The following is a 20,554-nucleotide window of genomic DNA, read 5'->3' as shown; positions in this document are numbered from 1 at the left end:
CAGACGCCGCCAGTTCGTCGACGGTCACTCCGGATTGGAACGCGGCGGTCAGTTCGCCATCCCAAGTCACGCGCTGGCCCCTAAGTCCGCTGCGCTCTTCGGGTGTCATCGCCGTGATACGCCGGCGGACATCGTCGATTGACCTGATCGGCCATCTCGCCCTGAAACTTGCCTCTAATGCCGGACTAATATTCCAGCTCACGTTTATCTTTCGGAACCGCAATGTCTCAACAAACGACGGCTCGGTCATTCTTTCAGTCGCCCGTCTATTTGAAGGGACGTTGGCTGTCCTGCGCTCTGCCGCCCCTGGCGTTCATCGCCCTCGAAGAAACGCCGGGCTTTAGCGGCTTAAATGGCATCAACGCGGCAGCCTTAATTGTATTAAGTCCGGTCGTTGTCGGCGTTGGGTTTGGCCTGACGCTTGGCATTGTTAAGTTGACGCGATGGATTGGCGGGAAGGTCAGGCTGCGTTCCCGGGGAGGTTTAGCGTTATTGATGTTGACGATCGTTGGCATTCTGAGCCCTCACGCCTATTTAGATGGCGACTGGCTGCTATTGGGCGTGATCGAAATCGCTTCACTCCCGGCTGCCCTCATGCTTGCGACTCTCCAGTCGCCCAAGCGTTAGGCAGTTGGGGGGAGGTAAAGACATGCTGTCCGAAAATCTGCGTTCGCTCCCTTACCTGGTCCATACCAATCGCGATTTGGGATTGATGCTGGCCGGCGCCCATAAGGGGGTGAATATCGGCATCACGACCTTCGGGACGTGCAAATCGCCACAAAACCTTGTGGCGTGATGCGGTAATATTTGCTGAAATCCTTTTCCGGAAATCCGGACCCGCCGCCTTCCGGGCCGAACCAGTCCATTACGACGTAGAACCGCGCGCCGAGCCGAGTTAGGTACATCCAGCCGTCTTCCAGTTCGAGCGGCTCTTTTCCCCCGCGGTCGAGATAAAGGGTGCACATGCGGCGCCATCCTGGGGCGCCGCATTCGGACCGCAGCTTATCCGTTCGACCGTCGCCATCGAAATCAGCCGGCGCGAAGGTGTATTCGCCGACATCGGCGGTCGAGGTAATCGGCCATTGATTGGCGGAGCGCGCGGCCTGCAAGCGGTCATAACGTTTTTGCCACGCCGGGGTGCCGCGAAGAGATTTCAAAGCCGGTCCGTCAATAGCTCTCAATGTCTCCCGGTTCAGGGCGGATACCTTATGAAGTGTCCGGCATGGCATCGGGGGCGTAGCCTGTGCAGTTGTGACTATTAACAGCGATGTGACCAATGGGCATATCGCGCGCGCGAGGCCGGTATATATGCCGGAATAGCTCAAAACGCCTGACATCTTCGCAGCCCTATCCCCGTTTCAAGTCCTTCATATGGACCGAGGAAATCGCGGAATACAACCGTAAATATCCGCCTTTTTTTGCCACTATCGCTCAAATGACCGTTCGATTGCCTCTTTGGGCGTTTGAAAATGTGCACTATGTTGGTGGTGAGACAGTGTAGGTTATGTTTATTTTGCACGTCGGCCGCGAGTATCTCCTACGCTTGCAGTGATCATCAACCAACTATGTCAGGCATTTTAAAATGCGCGTAACAAGTTTAATCCCAAAACTCACCATCCCTGCATTTGGCTGTATGTTGCTTGCCACCTCAGCGTGCTCACCGAATCAAGAGCCATTCAAGGAAGTCCAGTTCTGTCTAAATAATCCGAACGGCGTGTCTGAACTCAAGACAGAACTGATGCAGATTTCGTCCGCCGAAAAAATGAAATATATCGACGCTAGCGAAAAAACATATGATCAACTCGCACTTGCGCACTCACCTGTTGTTAAAAACGTGCCTAGGTCCAAATACATCTCAATTTACGTCGGAAAAGAAGCGGGGATGGGCTTAAACGCCACCAATCTTGGTCTCGGTACCGATCAAGTCGTGGTAAGTTTTTTTGAAGGAAATGATAAGAAATTCGCATCGGACTTCTCAATTAGAGTGCTTGAACAATTTGCAAAGCGCTGGCGTCTCCATGAAGTAGCAAAAAAATCTGGCGCATTTCCTTTAAAATGCTCGGAAGAGAATTAACTCTGTAAGGAGAGTTGTTATATCTCGACAGGTGCATGGTGCTATTGATTATGGGTTTTCTGGTTTCGTATCGCCTCCGCAATTAGGCTGCGATAAAAATGAATAAAAACAAGCCATTTCCGCCATTTGGAAAACTACGAAAGTTTCATTTGTCTTCGTGCACTTCATGACATTGCTGACGCTGGCTATTTTGTATTTTTAATTTTCAGCGGAGCATTATATGTTTTCATTCGCTCTGTTGTAAGTAAATTGAAGAATTTCTATTGAATCGTGATGTAATACACTTTAAAGACGGCATTGGGGTGCTGGTGCCAGTTATGGGGGTGAAATGAACATATTAAAAAGAATGTTAGCGTTGTTCGCTGTTATATTGTTGGGATCTTTTGTATTTTATTTGAAAAGGGCGTATATTTTAAATTTCTATAACTACGAATTGCTTTATCACTATAAGATTTATATTGCTGTTATTTCTATAACTGTGATTTCTTTTTTATTGTATTATGTCGTAAAAGGGTTTCCTAAGTAAGGTAATATCTTGTTGTGATTTTCGCGGTCATGTTTGTGGCTGGTTTAAGCGTGCTCTGACTGTGTAATATATATAACTGCGCCGGGAATTCGTCGTGCGAACCGAGGTCCGCCCCCTCTTGGCAAGCGAGGCAGTCATAGTCTCTCACGCCAGGTGAGGGCCTTTTTTGTGAGCCATGGATGGCTCAACGGCCTAAGACGAACACGCGCGGTCTGACCATCTTGTCGCCGGCGGGCCTGTGGGTTAGCGTGATCGGATGCAAAGACTATTGTTTATCTGTTCGGCAAACCGGTTACGCTCTCCAACCGCGGAGCAGGTGTTTTCCGAGTATCCAAATGTCGAGGCCCGCTCAGCCGGTTTGAATAATGACGCCGTCGATCCCTTGTCGCCGGAGCATTTCGAAGACATTGACTTGGTTTTTGTCATGGAAAAGGCCCACCGTAGCAAGCTAAGCCGGACATATAAGGCGTACCTGAAATCGGCGCGCGTCATCTGCCTGAATATTCCGGATGACTTCGAATACATGCAGCCGGAACTCATCACCCGCCTGAAAGCGCGTGTGACGCCGCACCTGCGGTAAGGAGGATTGGGGCGTCCACCCCGGTTTACACAGACCGTGGCGTGCGGATTTCCCGCCGTTGACAGTTTGCGCGAAGATATTGTTTGCTAACACCGGACAGAGGTGAGTGGCGCGAAGGCAATTGGATGGGCGGCGACGAACGTGAGAAGGCCTGTGCTGCGCCGCAAATTCCCATAGTCATGTCCGCCCAGGTCAATGGATATGGATGGGCGCGCGACACGATTGGCGAGTCTGGCGCGGCTGTTTACCGCCTCGATGGCAAGGGGCGGGCGCCCGACTTCTTTCTGAAGCATGGGAAAGATGCCGTTGCCGATGACGTGACCGACGAAATGGTACGGCTGGGTTGGTTGTCAGGGTTCATGCCCGTGTCAACCGTCGTGCAATTTGTCCGTACACCCAATGAAGCGTGGTTGTTGATGGCGGCGATACAGGGGAAAACCGCCTACCAAATTCTGGCGGCGGACCCTGACGCCCGTGCGGCTGTTGTTGACGCTCTGGCCGCATTCCTGCGTCGGTTGCACGCCATTCCGGTGAACCAATGCCCCTTCAACAGCGATCACGCCTTTCGGCTGGCCCGTGCACGGGCACGTATCGACGCGGGCCTGGTCGAGACCGATGATTTCGATGAAGAGCGGGAAGGGTGGACGGCAGAACAGGTCTGGGAGGCGTTGCAGGCCCTGCTTCCATTCACGCCCGATCCGGTCGTCACACATGGCGACTTCTCGCTCGACAACCTTCTGATCGTTGACGGCGAGGTCATAGGCTGCATCGACCTGGGGCGTGTCGGCATCGCCGATCGCTACCAGGACCTTGCCATACTGTGGAACTGTCTTGGCGAATTTGACCCGTCGCTTCAGGACAGGCTATTCCAGCAGTATGGTATTCCCGACCCCGACCCAGGCAAGCTGCAATTCCACCTGATATTGGACGAGCTTTTCTGAGCGACAATCGCTCCGAAGTCACATGCCTGATTTCGACACGCGCACTATGGGGTCATAAAGAGGCCGCGCCCGAGCGTCGCCGCGAAAAGGGCGTAGACACAACAGGCCAGACCGATGATGATTTTCCCGCGTGCGACAATCTGGGGTTCACCCGTTCGCACCCGTCGCGCAATGGCCAACAGAGGGATCGAGGCCAGGCCAATTTCCGTAAAGGCATCGTGTATATCGCCGATGCTGCCAAGCGTGCACAGAACGGCAGCCGCCACCGATGCCATTGTCGCGGCTGACCACGCGGTGATGACGACCGTCCTTGAATAGCAAGCCAGGGCGCGGGCGGTTAAGATCCAGGTGCTGATATAGAGGGCGACGCCCGCCAATCCACCTGTCACGCGCCACCACAGGTCCGGCGTCCCAAAGAGACCGCGACCACCGAAGTAGAGATCGCCATGACGCATAACCATGGCTTGAACGGCGTAGCCGCCTTCCCAAAACCAACTGAATGCCGTCATCAGGATCAGGAATAGCCGCAAACGGACGCGCGCATTGGGGACAAACCGCAGAGCGGTCAAGGCTATGGCTCCCACCAAGATATTGAATGCCGGGCCGGCGGGCGCGATAAGCCACGTCGAAGGATTGCAGCGGAAGACTGATGAGGTCAGCGTAACGACCTTGCCCCCCAGCGCAAGACAGGCCGAGCCGTGGCCGATGGCTTCGTGGTCGCTGGTGACGATGCACATGGCCAGGATGGCAATGGCGGCTATGGTGGCAATATCGGTTTTGGTTGATGTCGGCATAATGACCTCGCGGCTGTAATTCGCCGGACGCTAGGCGGTGCCGATCGGGGCGTCATGCCGATTTCGAAATTCGATCAGCCGATTTTGACGCCCGGCGGGCGCGATAGTCGCTTGGTGTCAGACCGGTCATTGCCTTGAAGGCGCGGTTGAAGGGACCGAGGGAGGCAAAGCCGGCATCAAGGGCTATGGTCAGAATGGGCACGGCATCCTGCGTCGGGTCATCGAGCGCCTGGCGGGCATCGCCGATGCGCCAGCCATTGATGAAGGCGGCGAAGTTGCGATGTCCGAGGCCCTGATTGATCAAGCGGCGCAGGCGGTATTCAGGTAGGCCGAGACGGTGCGCCAGGGCCGCGACGGTCAAACCGTCCTGGCGGTAGAGCCGGTCGATCGTCATCAGACTATCCAATCGCGCCAGCAGATGACGGTCGTTCGCCGTCAGCTCCACCGGCGCCTTGACGGCAAATGGCATGTCAATGGCGGTTGTCCGGACACCGAGCAAAAGCCAGGCCGCAAGCATGGCGATGGCAAGCAAGCCTGACGCCAGGATAAGGTTCGGCGTATCGGCGGCGTCGCGGGCGGTGCCGGCCATATCCGGCCCAATACTCAGGATGATATAGACGGCGCAGGCGGAAACGATAACGGCCCGGAGGCGGCGGCGGGGTTCGACAAGGTCGCCGCGCCAGGTGACGATCGTCTGTGCCGCAGCCAAAACAGCAAACAGCGGCGCCTGAAACGTGAGGATCATGGCTACCCATCGTCCTATGCCCGCAGCGTGTGACGCGCCGATCTGATTGGCAATTTGCAACAGGACAATGAACATCCAGACGGCGCCGTACCACGGCCGCAAACGAAACCCATCGTCAAAAAGCCGCCGTGCCAGCAGCCAGAAGACGAGATTATTGCCGGTCGCAAGCGTTACCAGCGCTACATTCCACAGCCCGGTTTGCGAGACGCCGGGAATACCAGCGATGGCGTGGGCGACACCTCCGGCAGCGAAGGCTGCCGCGAGCCGCGCCACCACCAGGCGTCCATGATCGCGCAAGATCACTGCCACTACCAAAACCAGCGCCGTACAGGCGCCGCCGCGCAGCAAGAGGTCGAGGGCCAACACTGGATCGATCATCAAGGCTCCGTACACGTGTCATGGGACATGACAGGATCATAGACAGGCGATTAAACCTAGTGCATTCGAGCCGAAAATATAAGGCGTACCGAAATCGGCGCGTATGACACCGCACCTGCGGTAAGGCGGATTGGGGGGCAAATGCGCGAAGTAAATTCTAGTGACAGGTGTATATATAGCTCGTAATCTGCCCGTGCAGACATGACGCACAAATCAATCTGAGTGGGGACCAGGATATGACTTTAAGCCATCGCCTTACGCGCATATTCCTTTGGGTGTCGGTCATCGGTGGTGGATTTCTTCTGGGGGCCAAGGTCTTTGACACGGTCGTCCTGGCGGGGGCGTGGAACCATGCCGTGCCGGACTCGCTGCGTTACCTGCCCTATGGCAAGGATTTCCCGATCGATACGGGCAGCTTTTTCATACCGGTATCGGCGCTGCTTTTGATCAGCAATTTCGGCGCCGCGATATCGGGATGGCGAACCCCGTGGAGCTATCGCGCGTATCTGGTTGTGCCCGCCCTGGGCATCTTCGCGGCCTTGGTGTTTACCGTTGTTGTGTTCTGGCCGATGAATGCGTCCTTGTGGTACTTTGCGCATCATCGCGAACGCGTGCCAAACCTAAGCGTCGCCGATGTTGTGGCCCTGGGCCGGCAATGGGTGTGGCTGGATTGGGGGCGGATTGCGGTTGTCGCCGTGTTTTTGCTGGCGTCTTTGCGCGCCTTCGGCCTGCCGTTTCCCGAAAAATCAGCCCCGCGCGATCCGCTTTGGGTTAACCTTGCCCTGGGCGCGTTTGTCGTGCTGGCCGTGGCGTTTGTCATCTATTTCGTCGGGAATGTGTAACCTTAGGCGGCGCCCATAAAGCCGTGATGTTTGCTTGGTCCAGCCATAGATTTCATTCTCGGACGGGCGGCGCGACCTCAGAAGATGGCGCAGATTGGCGACCTTATGACAGGGGGCGGGGTAGGTGACTTAACTATCGAAGAAGAGCAAATCTGCACTCTCCATTCCGGCGCACCTATGAGCCAGGTGCCAACTCAGTCCGAGACCGCAAATTCGGCAATAAGAAAATCGACCGTCGCCTGATCCCTTAGCTTGCAGACGATGTTCTGGTTGGCGAAGGCGCCTTTGAACCACTTGGCCTGAGACGGCTCGACCGTCTTGCGCCATTCGATGCCCACGGCATATTCCGCCCGGTCAGCCGGTTCGCCCAGGCGCTTCATTCGGGGTTCGGCAAGCGGTTGGTCGAAAAGCGGGCCATCCGGCGTCATGAAGTCCGAGGCGAGTTGCGCTTCGCTGGTGACCGTGCCGTAACCGATATAGCCCTTGCCCTTGTCGAAAACGAAGACTTCATCGCCGACGGCCAGTTGCCTGAGGCGCTTGCTGTAGAACTCGCCGCCGCCGGCACTCACGAAGCCGTAGCGCTTCATGTCGGTCCAGGCGCGGTGCTCGCCAAGACCGGCATTGACGAAATAATAGCCGGACCAAGGCGGGCGCACCTTGCGCTCTGAGCGCTCTTCCACCTCTTCCTGATCGAGCAGGAAATCGGTCGTCAGCCATTCCTGACCATTGGCTTCGAAGACGTTGAAAAACACGGTGTTGATGGCAACGCCATGCTCTTCCGACAGATATTCGACGATCCGCCGCGATGCGGGATCGAGCTCGCTGGCCACGATCAGCATGGAATGGCTACCGTTGAGTTGTTCGGGAATGGCTTCGCCGAACTTTTCCCGGAAGGCGGTGCCAAGGCGTGTGCGCAGATACCGTTCGGCCCTTTCATAAATCTGCGGTGTCGTGAGTGTGCGCACCCAGGAGGCGTAGTCCAGCACCTGCGCCACGATTTCGCGCGGGGTGCGGTCCTTCTTCAGTTCAATAATAACCAGCCCGCCCGTCGCATCCATCGCCAGAAGGTCGATGAATTTGCCGTGGTCCGTCGGCACCTGGCGGCCGATCACCAGCGCATCCAGGCCGAGTAGCGACGGATCGGCCGCGACCCAATCCTCGATCAGGCTTTCCCGGCTCAAGGCGCGGCGCACGGCGGGGCGAAGCTTGCCATCGGCTATGGTGTAAAGGGATGTCATGCGGCGTCTTCTATGTCTCGTGGTGGGTAACTATCTGGTTTCCAGATGGCTTCAATTCCTTGAGCAGATCGAGGAAACTTAGAGCGCGGAGAGGCGGCGCCTCAGGTTTATCGGAATAGTCTAAACAGAGCCGATAGACCGCCGCCGACGGTCGCATCAACTGCCGTCTTTACTATCGCCTCACCAATTTGGCTTCCGGGCGATCGTGGTGGTTCCGCGGGTAGGCCGACAATTTGCCTCACTAGGCTAGGATTAGTCTGATAATTTTTCATGTATGTTTCATTTAGGATCGCAATGCGCGTGAAGAATGCGTCCTGCTCCTCCTGAGGAAAAGAACTGAGCTTTTGCTGCGACGAGGCGTAGAACTCGGTCCAAAGTTGGGCCACCTTTTGTTTCTGTCCCGGTGGAAGAGAAATGGCTCGGCGCCAGAAATCATGTAGATAGGTTTCTGGATTCAAGAGGATTGGTGTTTCCAAATTTGCCAAGATGTTCATCGTCCGCTGGTCGCCTTTAAGGCTGAGGCCGAGGTCACGACGTAGCTCCAGATGGTCCTGACGACACCGTTTTGCGAACCCTTCTCTAACGCTTTGTATGGTCGCCTGAAGAATATGCGCATCATTGGGCGAATAGGTACTCGTCCATTCGACCATGCGGTTTTCGAACGCAAAAATTTCGCTAACCGCTACATTCGGGTCGACATCAAAAAGCGTGATGATTGTCCGCCAATGGCGTTCGACGAGGTCCTCGATCTCGGCAATATCAGTCATAATCATATCTAAAATAGCCTCCGCCATCGCAACTCCAAGTAGTTGCACGTTTTCGATCGTATGTCACGAGTGGCAGGCGCAGGTGTGTAATCCTCCGTCAAAATAACGAATGGGGGATGAGATGGATGCGAGCCCGCCGAGGTATAGTATTGTAGTCGCAGCGCGGATCGCCCGTTGGCGAACCGTTTGATCTCAATGCCGGGCACACCTAAAGTGAAATAGGGCTCACGCACTCGGCTATGGTCAAAAGTGAACTGTGCATGTGGTCCTCCCCGAGGTTGTATCAACTTAATAGGACGGCCGCCGGTGGCAACTGACGTCTTCTGTTTAAGGCCATTTGGGGTACGCCTTGTGCAATTCGCCTTCTTTTTAACGGCTGAGCTTTGTCTGGCCATATGGCCAAAACGCCAGAAGGCCGAAAACAGCAATTCCGACGAGCGGCAGGCCTGCCTTGATCAGGAAGGCAGGTATTAAAAGGATCAGCCATCCATATTGATCCGGCTCCAAGTCAAAGAAACCAAACATCAATTGGCCCGCTTTCAGCAAGCATATCAATGTCATGGCGAAAGCTATCGGACGAATGACCATTTGCCACCATTGTGACAGTTTCTGCTGCGGTAGACGGGCGATCAAAGCCGCGAAACCGAACGCCGCTACGGCTATAGGCAAGAGCGGTGTATCATTGCGGTTGGGTGTATCGTGGAATTTATTCGTAATTGCCCCTACGCTGTCGTCGCCAACTATAGCTAAGCACATAGCGCCGATGGCCAGGGTCAAAAAGATAACGATCTCGATAAGCAGGTTACTGCTGATGTTTTGCGAATGAGTATCCGTCAGGGTGGCTTTGATAAAACGGACGGTAAGGGAAGCGCCGGTCCACACGAAGATTAGGGCTGCAAATATTGTAGAGATACGGTTCGTCTCGTCGTAAGTATTTCTCACGGCAATAAGGAAGCCCGAAAATACCATTGACAGGGTTATCGATCCGACCAACTGAAGTATGGGCCAACCCGCTAACAAGACTACCAGGCCTGCAGGCGTAAATTGGCTACGTAGGCGTCGCGCCAAAATGTAGCCAAAGGGCGCGGACAAAACAGCAAGAAATAGATAGTTTGACAGGCTATCGTCCAGGACATTGATAGTGGTTTTTAGGTGCAGGTAGTGAATAACCACGCTGAGGACCACGGCCTGCACCAAACCACCGCAATAGGCAATCGCCATGAACAATCGGGATGTCTTTGTCAGGGGCGAAAATGTGTTGGAAATTGGATGGTTATATATGCCAGTCTCCATTTTCAGGGAGGGGATTCGGCGCAAAATTAAGTCAGATCCCGCAGATGTATTAGGCGCGGACGAGGTCTGTTGGGTGGTTCTGCGCCTCTTGTTTACCGCGCGCCATATCGAGGCCGCTCCCGCATAAATAATGATTAAGAAGATCGCAGAATAGTTACCAACGGCCAGGCAAAGCAGGAATAATATCAGACTCAATCGCAAAGCATTATCGATGAACAGGAGCCCCAACCAAGCCGAGGGGCTTTTTACTCCCTGTTTGCATGTACGAAACAGGTCCCAGCACAGGTGTCCCGTTAGAAGCAAGAATGCGGGAAACGACAGCCCAAATATGAATAAACCTGCTGCCCCAATTAGACAGATGACAAAGGAATTCTCTTTTATAAAGCCTGTCATACCTATCCTCGGACGTAGTTCGATTGAGCTTGTAAAGGGGGGAAGCTCAGTGCATTTGTATTGCACTCAAGTTAACTTCAGGTTGCGGCTTCTGCTGCCTTCAAATTTGTGATCACTGGTAGATACCGCCTCCGCCAATATTTACCGGCGGGCGCAGGTGTGCCATCTTACGTTTAAATAACGCATGGGGGGTGAGAGGGACGTGAGCCCGCCGAGGTTTGTAGCGTTGGACGTGCTGCGCGGGCTTGCCGTTGCGGGGATGGTGGTGGTGACCAGTCCGGGGGATTGGAACAAGACCTATTCGTCGCTTTTGCACGCCGCATGGAATGGTTGGGTCATGAGCGATATATAGCCACCCATGGCGGCCGCCTTCTTGTTGTTCCGCCTTATAGCGCCAAAGAAGGATGCGCCCGTCTTCGGGCAACCGTTCGGCCAAAAGCAGGTCCATCAGTCGGTGGAGACCATCCAGACCCGGAACATTGCGCCTGTCTTCCATCAATCCTAGCCATGGGAGATAGCGTCCAACATCAACGATCTATGGGCGCTGGTGCCCGCCAGATTTCCATCTGCGACCGCCAGGGCCACGGAGGCCATGGCGCGCGCGGCATCGCCGCAGGCAAAGACTCCCGGCAGGCTGGTTTGCTTCATGGGATCGGTCTTGATGATGGCGCCGAGCGGCCCTTGCTCCAGGTCGAGACCAAGCTGGTGCGGGATGGCGCTGGCGATCTCAACCGGGGCCAGCGCGAACAGTCCTGAGAAGGACAGGGTTTGGCCATCGGCAAGCTTAACATCGGCGTGACCTGTGATCGCTTCGACGGGGCTGCGTTCCAGCGTGACGCGGCGGGCGGCCAGAGAGGCCAGTTGATCGGCGTTCGGCGCAAACGCGTCATTGATGAGGAGCGTCGTTGGGCCCCAATCCGGCAGCATGAGGGCGTGGTGCATGGACAGCTCCGATCCGGCGATGACGCCGATCCGGCCCTGGTTCAGTTCGTAGCCATGGCAGTAGGGGCAGTGGAACACGCTTTTGCCCCAGCGTTCCGCCAGGCCGTCTATGCCGGGCAGAACGTCCCTGAGGCCAACGGCCAGGATGAGCGTTTTTGACAGGTATGGCGTGTCCGCAACCGTCACTTGGAACGACGCCCCGGCCCGCGTGCCGGCGGGGAGGGGCTGGGCCATATCGGCCCGGCCGGACAGCCACTGCACGGTTGGATATGTCATGACCTGAGACCGGGCATTTGCCGCGATGGCGGCCGGATCGACACCGTCCTGAGTGAGGAAGCCGTGCGAATGTGCGGCAAAGCGGTTGCGCCTCAGGCCTTCGTCGATGACGAGAACCTGCCTTCGGGCGCGACCGAGTTGCAGGGCAGCCGACAGCCCGGCATAGCTGCCGCCGATGATAATGGTGTCGTAAATCGTATCGTTCATAACCGTCTCCTTCTTTCGTAACAACATAAGTGTCGTGAATGGGTGGAGTCAATAGTCATGATACTTCATTTGTATCGTGATGCGTTCGTGCTATATTGTGGCGCGATCTCAACAAGGAATTTTCAGGATGAGGCAAGACGGTCGGCTTTCGCGGATGCTCCACGTGTTGATCCATATGGATAAACAGGATGGCGCCATGACGTCCGAGGTGATCGCGCAGATGCTCGATGCAAATTCCGTCGTGATCCGCCGCACCATGGCGGGCTTGCGCGATGCGGGGTTTGTCGTGTCGGAAAAAGGCCATGGCGGCGGCTGGCGGCTGGCGCGGCCTCTGGATCAGCTTACGCTGCTCGATATTTACAGCGCGGTCGGAGAGCCATCCATTTTCGCCGTCGGACCGGCTTATGACATGCCGGGATGTCTTATCGAGCAGGCGGTCAATGCGACGCTGACCGGCGTGTTCGACGAGGCGGAGACCCTCTTGCGACGCCGCTTCGCACAGGTCACCCTGGCCGATATCGCCAAGGGGTTGGTCACATAGCCACAGCTCCATCCGGTAGCGCTCCCGCAAATATTTACCGTAATGCGCAGGTGTGCCATCCTCCGGCAAAATAACGCATGGGGCCAAATAGCGCATGGGGGAATAAGATGACTGTGAGCCCACCGAGGTTTGTGGCGTTGGACGTGCTGCGCGGGCTTGCCGTGGCGGGCATGGTGGTGGTGACCAGTCCGGGGGATTGGGGCAAGACCTATGCGCCGCTTTTGCACGCCGCATGGAATGGCTGGACCCTGGCCGATATGGTCTTTCCGACCTTCCTGTTTGCCGTGGGTGTGGCCATGGGGCTGTCGTTTCCGCGCGCGCTTACCACGCCGGAAGACCGTAAGCGGTTTTGGTTCAGGGTGGCGCGGCGCGTCTTTGCCCTGATTGTTTTGGGGCTCATACTGGCGTGGCTCTATGTCGCCGCCATTGGCGCCGGGGCGTGGTTCCCGGGCAAGGCCGGGTTGGAGAATATCCGTATTCCGGGCGTGCCGCAGCGCATCGCGCTTTGCTATCTGCTGGCGGCCGTCCTGATCGTCTTTACGGGCCGCACGCAATCCGACGGACGGCGGGACGTTAACCCTGTGGCTATTGGGATTGCCGCCGTGGCCATACTGGGTCTCTACTGGGCGGCCGTGACATTTATCCCCGTGCCGGGCTATGGCGCGGGGCATCTGGATGAGCTTCGCAGCCTGCCGGCCTATATCGACCGCCAGATATTTACGCCGGCGCACCTATGGCCACTGGGGTCGGCGCTATGGGCGGGGCCGGTCACCTATGACCCGGAGGGGCTTTTATCGACCTTTCCGGCCATGGTGAATACCTTGCTGGGCGTGCTGGCCGGGTATGTATTGCGGCGCTTTCCGCAAAAGGCGGCCCTGTATATCGCGGTGGCCGGGGCGATCCTGTTCGTGGCCGGCCTTCTGCTCGATCCGGTGTTCGTTATCAATAAGCGCCTGTGGACCAGCAGCTTCGCGCTTTTGAGCAGCGGGGTTTCGGCGGTTGCGTTGGCGGGGTTGCTCTGGCTTCTGAGGTTTCCGGTGGCGGAGCGTGCTTTGACGCCGTTGAAGGTGTTGGGGGCCAATGCCATTCTGGTCTTCACCTTGTCGATCGTGCTGGGCATGGTCTACTCCTTTCCGTTCTTCGGCAGCGGCGCGCACAGGACATCGATCCAGAACCAGGCGAATACATTTGCGCTTGGCTTCATTTCCGATCCCTATGTCGCGTCGCTTGCCTGCGCGATGGTCATGCTGGTTCTGATTACGGCCATCGTCTGGCCGCTCTATCGCCGGTCTATTTTCCTGCGTTTGTAGGGTGGGGAGGGCGCGTCCGGCGGTCGTTTCCGGACGCGTAGGGGCGCTGCGATCAGGCGGCGCCGTGGTCCGGCACAATGGCCATTACCCAGGTGATGCCGAAGCGATCCTTAAGCATCCCGTAGAGGGGCGAAAAGCCCGATGGCGCCAATGGCTGAATGAGTGTGGCCCCTTCGGCCAAACGGTCCCAATAGCCGGTCAGCGTCGGGGCGTCGGTGCCATTGACCGCTACGAAAAATGGCGCCTCGCCCGCATTCCACGCGCGCTCCGGCGGTACGTCGTAAGCCATCACATGGAAACCATCTTCGGACTGGACCTGTCCCCAGGCGATCAGGTCCGTTTGTGACGGGTCGGTAGCCCCATATATCTGAGCCCACGTCATCGACATTTGCGTCCCGCCGAACACTGAATGATAGAAAGCCAGTACCTCGGCGGCGTTGCCGCGAAAGTTGAGGTGGGGAACGGTTTGGATAGTCATGAGAAATTTCCGGTAAGAGTTGTTGACCGGACAGCTATCGACGATAAGGCCGTCAGTTTCTGGCAGTGGCGTACCGCATGGCGGATGTGCGGCCACCCGGTCAGCGCGTTATGCCTCTCTGACCCGGACGGGCAGACCCGCGCCGTTGGGGTTGGTTGCGGGACAGAGGATCAGACCCGTAATCTTACCTTGGACTCGCGTTCATAAGGGTCACCAAGTCCTTCAAGCACACCTTGGTGCACCAGGGCACGCACCCGGGCAATTACAAATGAGCATAGTGGTCTTGGCATTTGTCCGAGTCAGCAGAGGGCACGTATAGGCGTCCAGCAAACAAAATCGGTTGCCATGCTGAGGGCTTTAGCGCCACCTCAGCGTCGGTGATATCCGGCCGGTCGACGGAGCAGGCGGCATGGTTGGCGATGACTTGCCAGCGGCCGTCCTTGATCATCAGCAACGTAATCAGGCGATAGTCGACAGTGCCGTGCTGAACGGGTTTGTCGATGATCATGACATCGTCAGTCCCGTTATGATCGATATCAGCCACAACGGCGACGCAGCCCTTTGGATCATTGGCAGCAAAACAAGGCGGAAGGCCCTTGAATCTGGGCTCGGTTGTGAAAGGTGCCCCCAATACGCCACCCGGCTCAGGCACTTCGGGCGGGAGTTCTTGCGAGGGCTGAACAACTGTCCGGTTGGCCAGAGCTTGGATCAAGCTGGCGGGAATCTGCCTGCCGCCTGAAGCGATAACCGGAATCTGACCCATCTTTCCGGCCATTTTGGCGGCCGCGTTCAGCCCGGCATCGGGACGGTCAACATCACCGTCCTGCATGCATTCGGTGTCGAAGAAATTGACCGGCGTGCCATCGAACCACAGAGTGTCCAGCGTTGAATGCGTTACGGTTGCGCGTGCATTGTGCGACGCCGCCTGGTCGACTGCGCAAAAATACAGGCGTTCGCGCCGACGCCATTCGCCGCCTTCTTGTTTGTAGATTTCCCAGTGTTCCCGAACGATGGGATGCAGGTAGACTTGCATTGTGCCAAGGCTGACCTGCTCAAGGATAACCTCTTCCTTGCCATCGTTGTCCAAATCGAGCATTCGCAGACGGCACTCGGTCGTTTGATAGGCCCAGTTTGGCGGGGGAAACAGGCAGCGTATCCGGAAGCGCTGGTTATCCCAGAAGCTTTCGGGAATAGCTTGACCCGGTTTGAGGTCGCGCGACAGCATCATGCCGTCCGTCGGCAACCGCAACTCATTAAGCCGCGTTTCATGCAAAAGGGGCGCTGGAACGTCACAGAAATGCGCACCATTGCAGTCGAACTGGTGACCCTTTTCATGCCATTGATACTGTACCGCAACCGAGGTTTGGCGCATGACGGGATTGGGACTGTGCCGCTCGATATCGGTTAGGGCGTCCATGCCCCGTTGACCCGATCTGAGCTTGAGAAAGCCCCAATCGATCTGCGAGGGTTGAACAAAAGGCGCCGCGCTAAGTAGAACCTCCCGTTCGACATGAACCGGCGTCGGCAAGATGTTGGGCACATAAAGCACCATGGCGCCCAATGCGACAACACCAAGGGCTAAACCCAAAAGCCATTTTACCATGTTATATCTCCCCCCTCTGAGCCACAGCCTTTGCGTTTAATCTGCGCCTTTATGTCACCCCATCAATGCATATATAGAATGGGCTCGACGGCCTGATAGCGGCGTTGTTCGGGGAAGGGGGCGCTGACGGTTTTGACGTCGATGATCTGGCGCTTGATCTTACCGGCGTCGGTTGAGGCCTTGACCCAGACGGGCAGGCCGGCGCCATTGGGGTTGCCGGTTTTGATGAAGTTGGCGAAATAGCCGCTCATGATCGCCGAAACTTTCCGGTCGTCATTGGTCCAGGCGTAGAGCGGATTGACGTCGAGATTGCCCAGGGCATATTCGATTTCGGCGCTGTGGACCGCGCCCCATTGCGGCGGGCTGTTCGACGTATCCGCGACAAAGCGCGGGCGGACACGGGTGTAGTAATAGTAGTAGGTCGGCGCGCCGGTGCGGCGTTGCAGGTCGAACCATTTCCACGTCGGCAGTCCGAGGAAATTGTCGCCCGCCACCGCCGTGGCCGCCGGTAACACGTCGGCATCCGTCGCGGCCGGATAGAGGGCGAAAATCGCGTCCGCCTTATCGCCCAGCACGCGTTTGAGACCGGCGCGATAATTGGCCACGGTGGCCGGGCCGTTGCCCAGGATGGCCGCTCCGGCGGCTTCCTGAGAGTTGGAGCCGACCAGAAGCGGGACATGGGCGGCCTTGCCATTTTTGAACGTCACTTCGGGCGCTTCGGTCAGGAAATAGCCGTCGATCACCGCCCCAAACCGGGTCCCGCGGGCGTTGCCTTGCGCAGCCAGCAGGCTATCCGCCGGAAGGGCGCGCAGCTCGGAAAGGGTCGAGGCCTTGAGGGTTTCGGCAAAGGCCGCGCCCTCCTTTTCGGCATCGGCGCGCGCACGCGGCGTCCATTTTTGCATGAGGGCGCCGCTTTCGCCGATGGCCCCGGCGATCTTGTCCCGCGACAGGGGCGAGGCCATAAGGGCGCTGATCGACATTGAGCCCGCGGACTCACCGCCGATGGTTATGCGGTTCGGGTCGCCGCCAAAGGCCGCGATGTTTCGTTTGACCCAGGCGAGGGCGGCGGCCTGATCCAGCAGGCCGTAATTGCCCGACGCATGGTGCGGCGATGCTTGGGTGAGTTCGGGATGAGACAAGAAGCCGAACACGCCGAGCCGGTAGTTGAGCGTCACCACAACGATGCCGCGTTTGGCCAAAGCGGCTCCGTCATAGCGTTTTTCGGAGCTGTCGCCGGCCATGAAGCCGCCGCCATATACATAGACCAGGACGGGCAATTTGCCCTTCGACTTGCCGTCGAGATGCGCCGGTGTCCAGACGTTGAGATAGAGGCAATCTTCGCTGGGGGGCGGCGAGCGGAACATCATGTCCGAATAGAGCGGTTGTTGCATACAGCGCGGGCCGAAGGCCTTGGCCGGTCGCACACCCGCCCAGGGCGCGACGGGTTGCGGCTCCCGCCAGCGCAGATCGCCCACGGGCGGCGCGGCAAAGGGGATGCCGCGAAAGACCTGAACGGAGGGGGCCGTGGCGTCTGTTACGCCTTGCAACCGTCCGGCCTGGGTCGTTACGACCGGATCGGCCGCCGCGTTCGCCATAGTGGCCACAAACCCAAGCAGCAAGACCAACCCAAAGCGTGCGCGCATGACATTATCCTTCCCTGTCCGAGCCGCGTCCGCAGACCTTGGCGGCTTCGGTTGTTTTATGTTTCCGACCTGTGGGGATAGGGTAACATGAGATGTAGGGGAAGTGGGGGGGAAATTTTTTTACGTGACTGTTGGGTCGGATGATGGGGCAGATACTGTTGAAAAATTCCGAGTTCGATTATTTTCGAAGAAAAAGCTACCAGTAGAGATCATCGGTGAACTGTCGTGAAGGTCGAGATTTTTTCAATATTATCAAAACTTTGCTGTCATTTTGCTTATGTCTAGCGGCCAAGCCTGCTGACTTGCCCCATTTTGGCTGAGGTCTGGTAATGCGACGTGTCGTATAGCTGCGGAGCCGGTCCTGGGCATGTAGTGTGGCATGTCATGTAGGGGAGTGCGGCTGAACTCGCCTACATGTCTTTTGCAAAACGAGAGGCAAAATATTGCTGTCGAGATTTAAAGTTCCCTTTGGTAGGCTGTATGAAAAAGGAATCACAGTGCTTGATCAAGCAGAATACAAACGGCTAACGGTAGCTGGCACGACGGATCGCAAAAAAAAGTCGGCTCTCGGGCAATTCATGACGCCATCGACAGTCGCGACTTTTATGGCGGACCTATTTGAAATTGAGCCACGTGACCCCATTCACTTGTTGGATGCAGGTGCCGGCTTGGGCGCATTGAGTAGTGCATTCCTGAACAGAATTTCTGGAAAGAACCCCGTTCGAGCTGATTTGTTTGAAATCGACGAGCACATTATACCTCATTTGAGTGAGGTTCTCGCTCAGCACAGCGAACAAGGGTTCGACATTTCTATACGCCAAGAAGATTATATTGAAGTTGGGACAAATATGGCGGTCGGACATAAGCGGCCCTATACGCATGCCATCCTCAACCCGCCCTACAAGAAAATCGCTACAGCATCGTGGCACCGCCTAGAACTTAGAAGAGCAGGCTTAGAGACGGTCAACCTTTATTCAGGGTTCGTTGGATTAGCCATTGAAGCCTTAGCTCGCGGCGGTCAGATGGTAGTTATTATACCCCGCAGCTTCACGAACGGGCCTTATTATATGCCGTTCAGGAAGCTACTTTTGAGTCTGTGTGCAATTCGACGAATGCACTTGTTCGATGCCAGAAATAAGGCATTTAAGGACGATGCTGTTCTCCAAGAGACAATCATCTTGCACCTCGAGAGGGATGGTACGCAGGGCGATGTCCAAGTCTCCCGATCTACCGACGATAGTTTTGATGATATCGAGCTATTTAGCGTCCCTTTTACTGAAATAGTTCAGCCCAGCGACCGAGATCAATTCATTCATGTGCCTCTCAACGGAGATATAAGCGCACTAGAGCAAGTGCTGTTACGGCGGGCTTCCATTTCGGAACTGGGACTAAAAGTCTCGACGGGGCCAGTCGTGGACTTTCGGATGCGTGAGTATTTACATGCCGCGCCTGGCGGACCTGGCACAATTCCGCTCCTGTATCCGACACATTTTCGCGATTTACGACTGGAATGGCCGATTGATGGAAAAAAGCCTAACGCGATCACTTTTGATGATGATACCGCAAAATGGATGTACCCGAACGGTTGGTATGCCGTCTGTCGCCGCTTCACCGCCAAAGAAGAACGTCGTCGTGTGGTTGCTGGCGTGATCGACCCACGAGTATTGGGTGAGGCAGTAGCTATTGGCATTGAGAACCATGTAAATGTGTATCACTTAGGAAAGCGAGGAATGTCGGAAACGTTAGCCAAAGGTATAGCAACGTATCTCAACACAACAGCAGTCGATGAGCACTTTAGACGCTTCAACGGCCATACCCAAGTTAACGCAAGCGACTTAAAGAGCTTGCCCTATCCGATTTTGGCTGATCTCGAGAAGCTGGGAACCTGGGCGATCCAGACAAACGACTATTCACAGGACGCAATCGACCAAGCATTCGGTAAATTGTCATGAGTGCGGAAACTAACTTGCGTGACGCCCAGAGCGTTTTGGAAATTATAGGCTTACCTCGGCCGCAGCTAAACGAGCGGTCAGCATTGACTCTTTTGTCGCTCATGAATTTGCGCCCTGACTACGCTTGGTCTGACGCCGAGAACCCGCTAATGGGCATAACGCCCATGATGGACTGGATGAGAACTCACTACGGAAAGGAATACGCGCCCAATACACGTGAGACGATTCGGCGGCAGACAATGCACCAGTTTGTAGAAGCAGGCGTCGCGCTATACAATCCGGATGACCCCAAACGCCCCGTCAATAGCCCCAAAGCTGTCTATCAAATTGAACCGCATTTCCTGGCCGCGCTACGGACGTTTGGCACTGACGCCTGGTCTGCGGAAATAGCCGATTTTTTAAAGCGTCAGCGCTCTCTTGTAGACCGATATGCCAAAGAGAGGGAGCAGAACCGAATCCCGGTAACGCTGACAAACGGCAAGACGTTGACGCTTAGCGCAGGCGATCATAGTGAGCTGATTCGAGATATTATTGAGGACTTTGCAGCACGGTTCGTGCCGGGCGGCATTCTTGTTTACGCGGGAGATACCGGCGAAAAATGGGGTTACTTTGACGAAGGCTTGCTCGCCGATCTTAAGGTTGATCCCGGTTCACATGGTAAAATGCCCGATGTTATAATCTATGATAGGAAACGAAATTGGTTGGTACTTATCGAGTCGGTCACTAGCCACGGTCCTGTAGATGGAAAGAGACATGACGAGTTAACAAGGTTATTTAGCTCCAGCGCGGCTGGACTCGTCTATGTTACTGCGTTTCCAAGCCGCGCCATAATGGGCAAATATTTGTCAGAAATTGCTTGGGAAACAGAAGTTTGGGTCGCGGATTCGCCGTCACATCTAATACACTTCAACGGCGACCGGTATCTTGGGCCGCATAACATATGACCGCGTCGGCACGCAGGCGTCGGCGCAGCGCAGCGTCGCCTCTCTGTCGACCACTTCGCGCGTGCCGCAGGTCGGGTTCAGCGCATT

General features: G+C 56.2%; 20 protein-coding genes. 10 read left to right on the top strand and 10 right to left on the bottom strand.

Annotation, left to right across the window (positions count from 1 at the left end; translation table 11 throughout):
• The first annotated feature begins 222 nt into the window (after window positions 1-222).
• Window positions 223-627, top strand: coding sequence for a hypothetical protein (locus AEAC466_RS42250; RefSeq protein WP_023460060.1), 405 nt, complete (start codon window positions 223-225; stop codon window positions 625-627).
• 122 nt (window positions 628-749) lie between these two features.
• On the opposite strand, the gene AEAC466_RS42245 is transcribed toward AEAC466_RS42250, so the two are convergent.
• Entirely contained in the window at window positions 750-1,157 is a 408-nt protein-coding gene (locus AEAC466_RS42245; protein ID WP_023460059.1) for a hypothetical protein, read from the bottom strand.
• A gap of 425 nt (window positions 1,158-1,582) precedes the next feature.
• Here AEAC466_RS42245 and AEAC466_RS42240 point away from each other — a divergent pair, with 425 nt between their 5' ends.
• The 3 genes from AEAC466_RS42240 (at window position 1,583) to AEAC466_RS42230 (ending at window position 4,121) form a co-directional block, all read left to right on the top strand.
• Window positions 1,583-2,074, top strand: a complete 492-nt coding sequence (locus AEAC466_RS42240) for a hypothetical protein (RefSeq protein ID WP_023460058.1) — start codon at window positions 1,583-1,585, stop codon at window positions 2,072-2,074.
• A 782-nt stretch (window positions 2,075-2,856) separates the two neighbouring features.
• Window positions 2,857-3,180 carry a low molecular weight protein tyrosine phosphatase family protein gene (locus AEAC466_RS42235; protein ID WP_031239559.1) on the top strand — a complete coding sequence of 108 codons (324 nt, stop codon included), beginning with the start codon at window positions 2,857-2,859 and terminating at the stop codon, window positions 3,178-3,180.
• Between the two features lie 125 nt (window positions 3,181-3,305).
• Window positions 3,306-4,121, top strand: coding sequence for an APH(3')-I family aminoglycoside O-phosphotransferase (locus tag AEAC466_RS42230; protein ID WP_023460056.1), 816 nt, complete (start codon window positions 3,306-3,308; stop codon window positions 4,119-4,121).
• 44 nt (window positions 4,122-4,165) lie between these two features.
• Here the strand turns inward: AEAC466_RS42230 and AEAC466_RS42225 are convergent, their stop codons facing one another.
• Together AEAC466_RS42225 and AEAC466_RS42220 are read right to left on the bottom strand one after the other, a co-directional pair.
• Window positions 4,166-4,915, bottom strand: coding sequence for a hypothetical protein (locus AEAC466_RS42225; RefSeq protein ID WP_023460055.1), 750 nt, complete (start codon window positions 4,913-4,915; stop codon window positions 4,166-4,168).
• A 52-nt stretch (window positions 4,916-4,967) separates the two neighbouring features.
• Window positions 4,968-6,038, bottom strand: coding sequence for an AraC family transcriptional regulator (locus AEAC466_RS42220; protein WP_023460054.1), 1,071 nt, complete (start codon window positions 6,036-6,038; stop codon window positions 4,968-4,970).
• A 236-nt stretch (window positions 6,039-6,274) separates the two neighbouring features.
• Here AEAC466_RS42220 and AEAC466_RS42215 point away from each other — a divergent pair, with 236 nt between their 5' ends.
• Window positions 6,275-6,880: a DUF1772 domain-containing protein gene (locus tag AEAC466_RS42215; protein WP_023460053.1), complete on the top strand. Its 606-nt coding sequence runs from the start codon at window positions 6,275-6,277 to the stop codon at window positions 6,878-6,880.
• Between the two features lie 194 nt (window positions 6,881-7,074).
• Here the strand turns inward: AEAC466_RS42215 and AEAC466_RS42210 are convergent, their stop codons facing one another.
• The 3 genes from AEAC466_RS42210 to AEAC466_RS42200 form a co-directional block, all read right to left on the bottom strand.
• Window positions 7,075-8,118, bottom strand: coding sequence for a hypothetical protein (locus AEAC466_RS42210; RefSeq protein WP_023460052.1), 1,044 nt, complete (start codon window positions 8,116-8,118; stop codon window positions 7,075-7,077).
• Between the two features lie 107 nt (window positions 8,119-8,225).
• A complete protein-coding gene (locus tag AEAC466_RS42205) occupies window positions 8,226-8,885 on the bottom strand; it encodes a hypothetical protein (RefSeq protein WP_155913883.1) in 660 nt (219 codons plus the stop codon).
• A gap of 369 nt (window positions 8,886-9,254) precedes the next feature.
• Window positions 9,255-10,571 (bottom strand): hypothetical protein, encoded by a 1,317-nt coding sequence (locus AEAC466_RS42200; protein ID WP_023460050.1) that lies wholly within the window; start codon window positions 10,569-10,571, stop codon window positions 9,255-9,257.
• A gap of 202 nt (window positions 10,572-10,773) precedes the next feature.
• Between AEAC466_RS42200 and AEAC466_RS44675 the strand changes: the two genes are divergently transcribed.
• On the top strand, window positions 10,774-10,923 hold the full coding sequence (locus AEAC466_RS44675; RefSeq protein WP_155913881.1) for a hypothetical protein: 150 nt from the start codon (window positions 10,774-10,776) through the stop codon (window positions 10,921-10,923).
• Between the two features lie 149 nt (window positions 10,924-11,072).
• Here the strand turns inward: AEAC466_RS44675 and AEAC466_RS42195 are convergent, their stop codons facing one another.
• Entirely contained in the window at window positions 11,073-11,996 is a 924-nt protein-coding gene (locus AEAC466_RS42195) for an NAD(P)/FAD-dependent oxidoreductase (RefSeq protein WP_023460047.1), read from the bottom strand.
• Window positions 11,997-12,075: 79 nt separating this feature from the next.
• Here AEAC466_RS42195 and AEAC466_RS42190 point away from each other — a divergent pair, with 79 nt between their 5' ends.
• Both AEAC466_RS42190 and AEAC466_RS42185 read left to right on the top strand, forming a co-directional pair.
• Entirely contained in the window at window positions 12,076-12,537 is a 462-nt protein-coding gene (locus AEAC466_RS42190) for an RrF2 family transcriptional regulator (protein WP_369794549.1), read from the top strand.
• A gap of 107 nt (window positions 12,538-12,644) precedes the next feature.
• Window positions 12,645-13,847 carry an acyltransferase family protein gene (locus AEAC466_RS42185; protein WP_031239555.1) on the top strand — a complete coding sequence of 401 codons (1,203 nt, stop codon included), beginning with the start codon at window positions 12,645-12,647 and terminating at the stop codon, window positions 13,845-13,847.
• 52 nt (window positions 13,848-13,899) lie between these two features.
• Here AEAC466_RS42185 and AEAC466_RS42180 read toward each other — a convergent pair whose 3' ends face one another.
• From AEAC466_RS42180 to AEAC466_RS42170, 3 genes are all read right to left on the bottom strand, one after another.
• Window positions 13,900-14,325, bottom strand: coding sequence for a VOC family protein (locus AEAC466_RS42180; RefSeq protein ID WP_023460044.1), 426 nt, complete (start codon window positions 14,323-14,325; stop codon window positions 13,900-13,902).
• A 262-nt stretch (window positions 14,326-14,587) separates the two neighbouring features.
• The gene (locus AEAC466_RS42175) at window positions 14,588-15,928 is read right to left on the bottom strand and encodes a hypothetical protein (protein ID WP_023460043.1); all 1,341 of its coding nucleotides are present in this window, start codon (window positions 15,926-15,928) and stop codon (window positions 14,588-14,590) included.
• 62 nt (window positions 15,929-15,990) lie between these two features.
• Entirely contained in the window at window positions 15,991-17,571 is a 1,581-nt protein-coding gene (locus tag AEAC466_RS42170) for a carboxylesterase/lipase family protein (RefSeq protein ID WP_023460042.1), read from the bottom strand.
• Between the two features lie 497 nt (window positions 17,572-18,068).
• Between AEAC466_RS42170 and AEAC466_RS42165 the strand changes: the two genes are divergently transcribed.
• Both AEAC466_RS42165 and AEAC466_RS42160 read left to right on the top strand, forming a co-directional pair.
• Window positions 18,069-19,523: an Eco57I restriction-modification methylase domain-containing protein gene (locus AEAC466_RS42165; RefSeq protein WP_023460041.1), complete on the top strand. Its 1,455-nt coding sequence runs from the start codon at window positions 18,069-18,071 to the stop codon at window positions 19,521-19,523.
• Window positions 19,520-20,467, top strand: coding sequence for a BsuBI/PstI family type II restriction endonuclease (locus AEAC466_RS42160; protein ID WP_023460040.1), 948 nt, complete (start codon window positions 19,520-19,522; stop codon window positions 20,465-20,467). The genes AEAC466_RS42165 and AEAC466_RS42160 overlap by 4 nt, the downstream gene beginning before the upstream one ends.
• Window positions 20,468-20,554: the final 87 nt, after the last annotated feature.

Origin of the sequence: Asticcacaulis sp. AC466 (assembly GCF_000495815.1) — a bacterium.
Taxonomy (GTDB): Bacteria; Pseudomonadota; Alphaproteobacteria; order Caulobacterales; family Caulobacteraceae; genus Asticcacaulis.
Note: the sequence above shows the minus strand (reverse complement) of the source record. Positions and strands in the feature narration are given on the sequence as shown.

Coding starts and splice junctions, on each gene's coding strand:
- AEAC466_RS42185 (WP_031239555.1), top strand. CDS start 12,645: ATGACTGTGAGCCCACCGAGGTTTGTGGCGTTGGACGTGCTGCGCGGG.
- AEAC466_RS42170 (WP_023460042.1), bottom strand. CDS start 17,571: ATGCGCGCACGCTTTGGGTTGGTCTTGCTGCTTGGGTTTGTGGCCACT.
- AEAC466_RS42205 (WP_155913883.1), bottom strand. CDS start 8,885: ATGACTGATATTGCCGAGATCGAGGACCTCGTCGAACGCCATTGGCGG.
- AEAC466_RS42175 (WP_023460043.1), bottom strand. CDS start 15,928: ATGGTAAAATGGCTTTTGGGTTTAGCCCTTGGTGTTGTCGCATTGGGC.
- AEAC466_RS42180 (WP_023460044.1), bottom strand. CDS start 14,325: ATGACTATCCAAACCGTTCCCCACCTCAACTTTCGCGGCAACGCCGCC.
- AEAC466_RS42215 (WP_023460053.1), top strand. CDS start 6,275: ATGACTTTAAGCCATCGCCTTACGCGCATATTCCTTTGGGTGTCGGTC.
- AEAC466_RS42250 (WP_023460060.1), top strand. CDS start 223: ATGTCTCAACAAACGACGGCTCGGTCATTCTTTCAGTCGCCCGTCTAT.
- AEAC466_RS42210 (WP_023460052.1), bottom strand. CDS start 8,118: ATGACATCCCTTTACACCATAGCCGATGGCAAGCTTCGCCCCGCCGTG.
- AEAC466_RS42220 (WP_023460054.1), bottom strand. CDS start 6,038: ATGATCGATCCAGTGTTGGCCCTCGACCTCTTGCTGCGCGGCGGCGCC.
- AEAC466_RS42190 (WP_369794549.1), top strand. CDS start 12,076: ATGCGTTCGTGCTATATTGTGGCGCGATCTCAACAAGGAATTTTCAGG.
- AEAC466_RS42235 (WP_031239559.1), top strand. CDS start 2,857: ATGCAAAGACTATTGTTTATCTGTTCGGCAAACCGGTTACGCTCTCCA.
- AEAC466_RS42225 (WP_023460055.1), bottom strand. CDS start 4,915: ATGCCGACATCAACCAAAACCGATATTGCCACCATAGCCGCCATTGCC.
- AEAC466_RS42195 (WP_023460047.1), bottom strand. CDS start 11,996: ATGAACGATACGATTTACGACACCATTATCATCGGCGGCAGCTATGCC.
- AEAC466_RS42240 (WP_023460058.1), top strand. CDS start 1,583: ATGCGCGTAACAAGTTTAATCCCAAAACTCACCATCCCTGCATTTGGC.
- AEAC466_RS42200 (WP_023460050.1), bottom strand. CDS start 10,571: ATGACAGGCTTTATAAAAGAGAATTCCTTTGTCATCTGTCTAATTGGG.
- AEAC466_RS42160 (WP_023460040.1), top strand. CDS start 19,520: ATGAGTGCGGAAACTAACTTGCGTGACGCCCAGAGCGTTTTGGAAATT.
- AEAC466_RS42230 (WP_023460056.1), top strand. CDS start 3,306: ATGGGCGGCGACGAACGTGAGAAGGCCTGTGCTGCGCCGCAAATTCCC.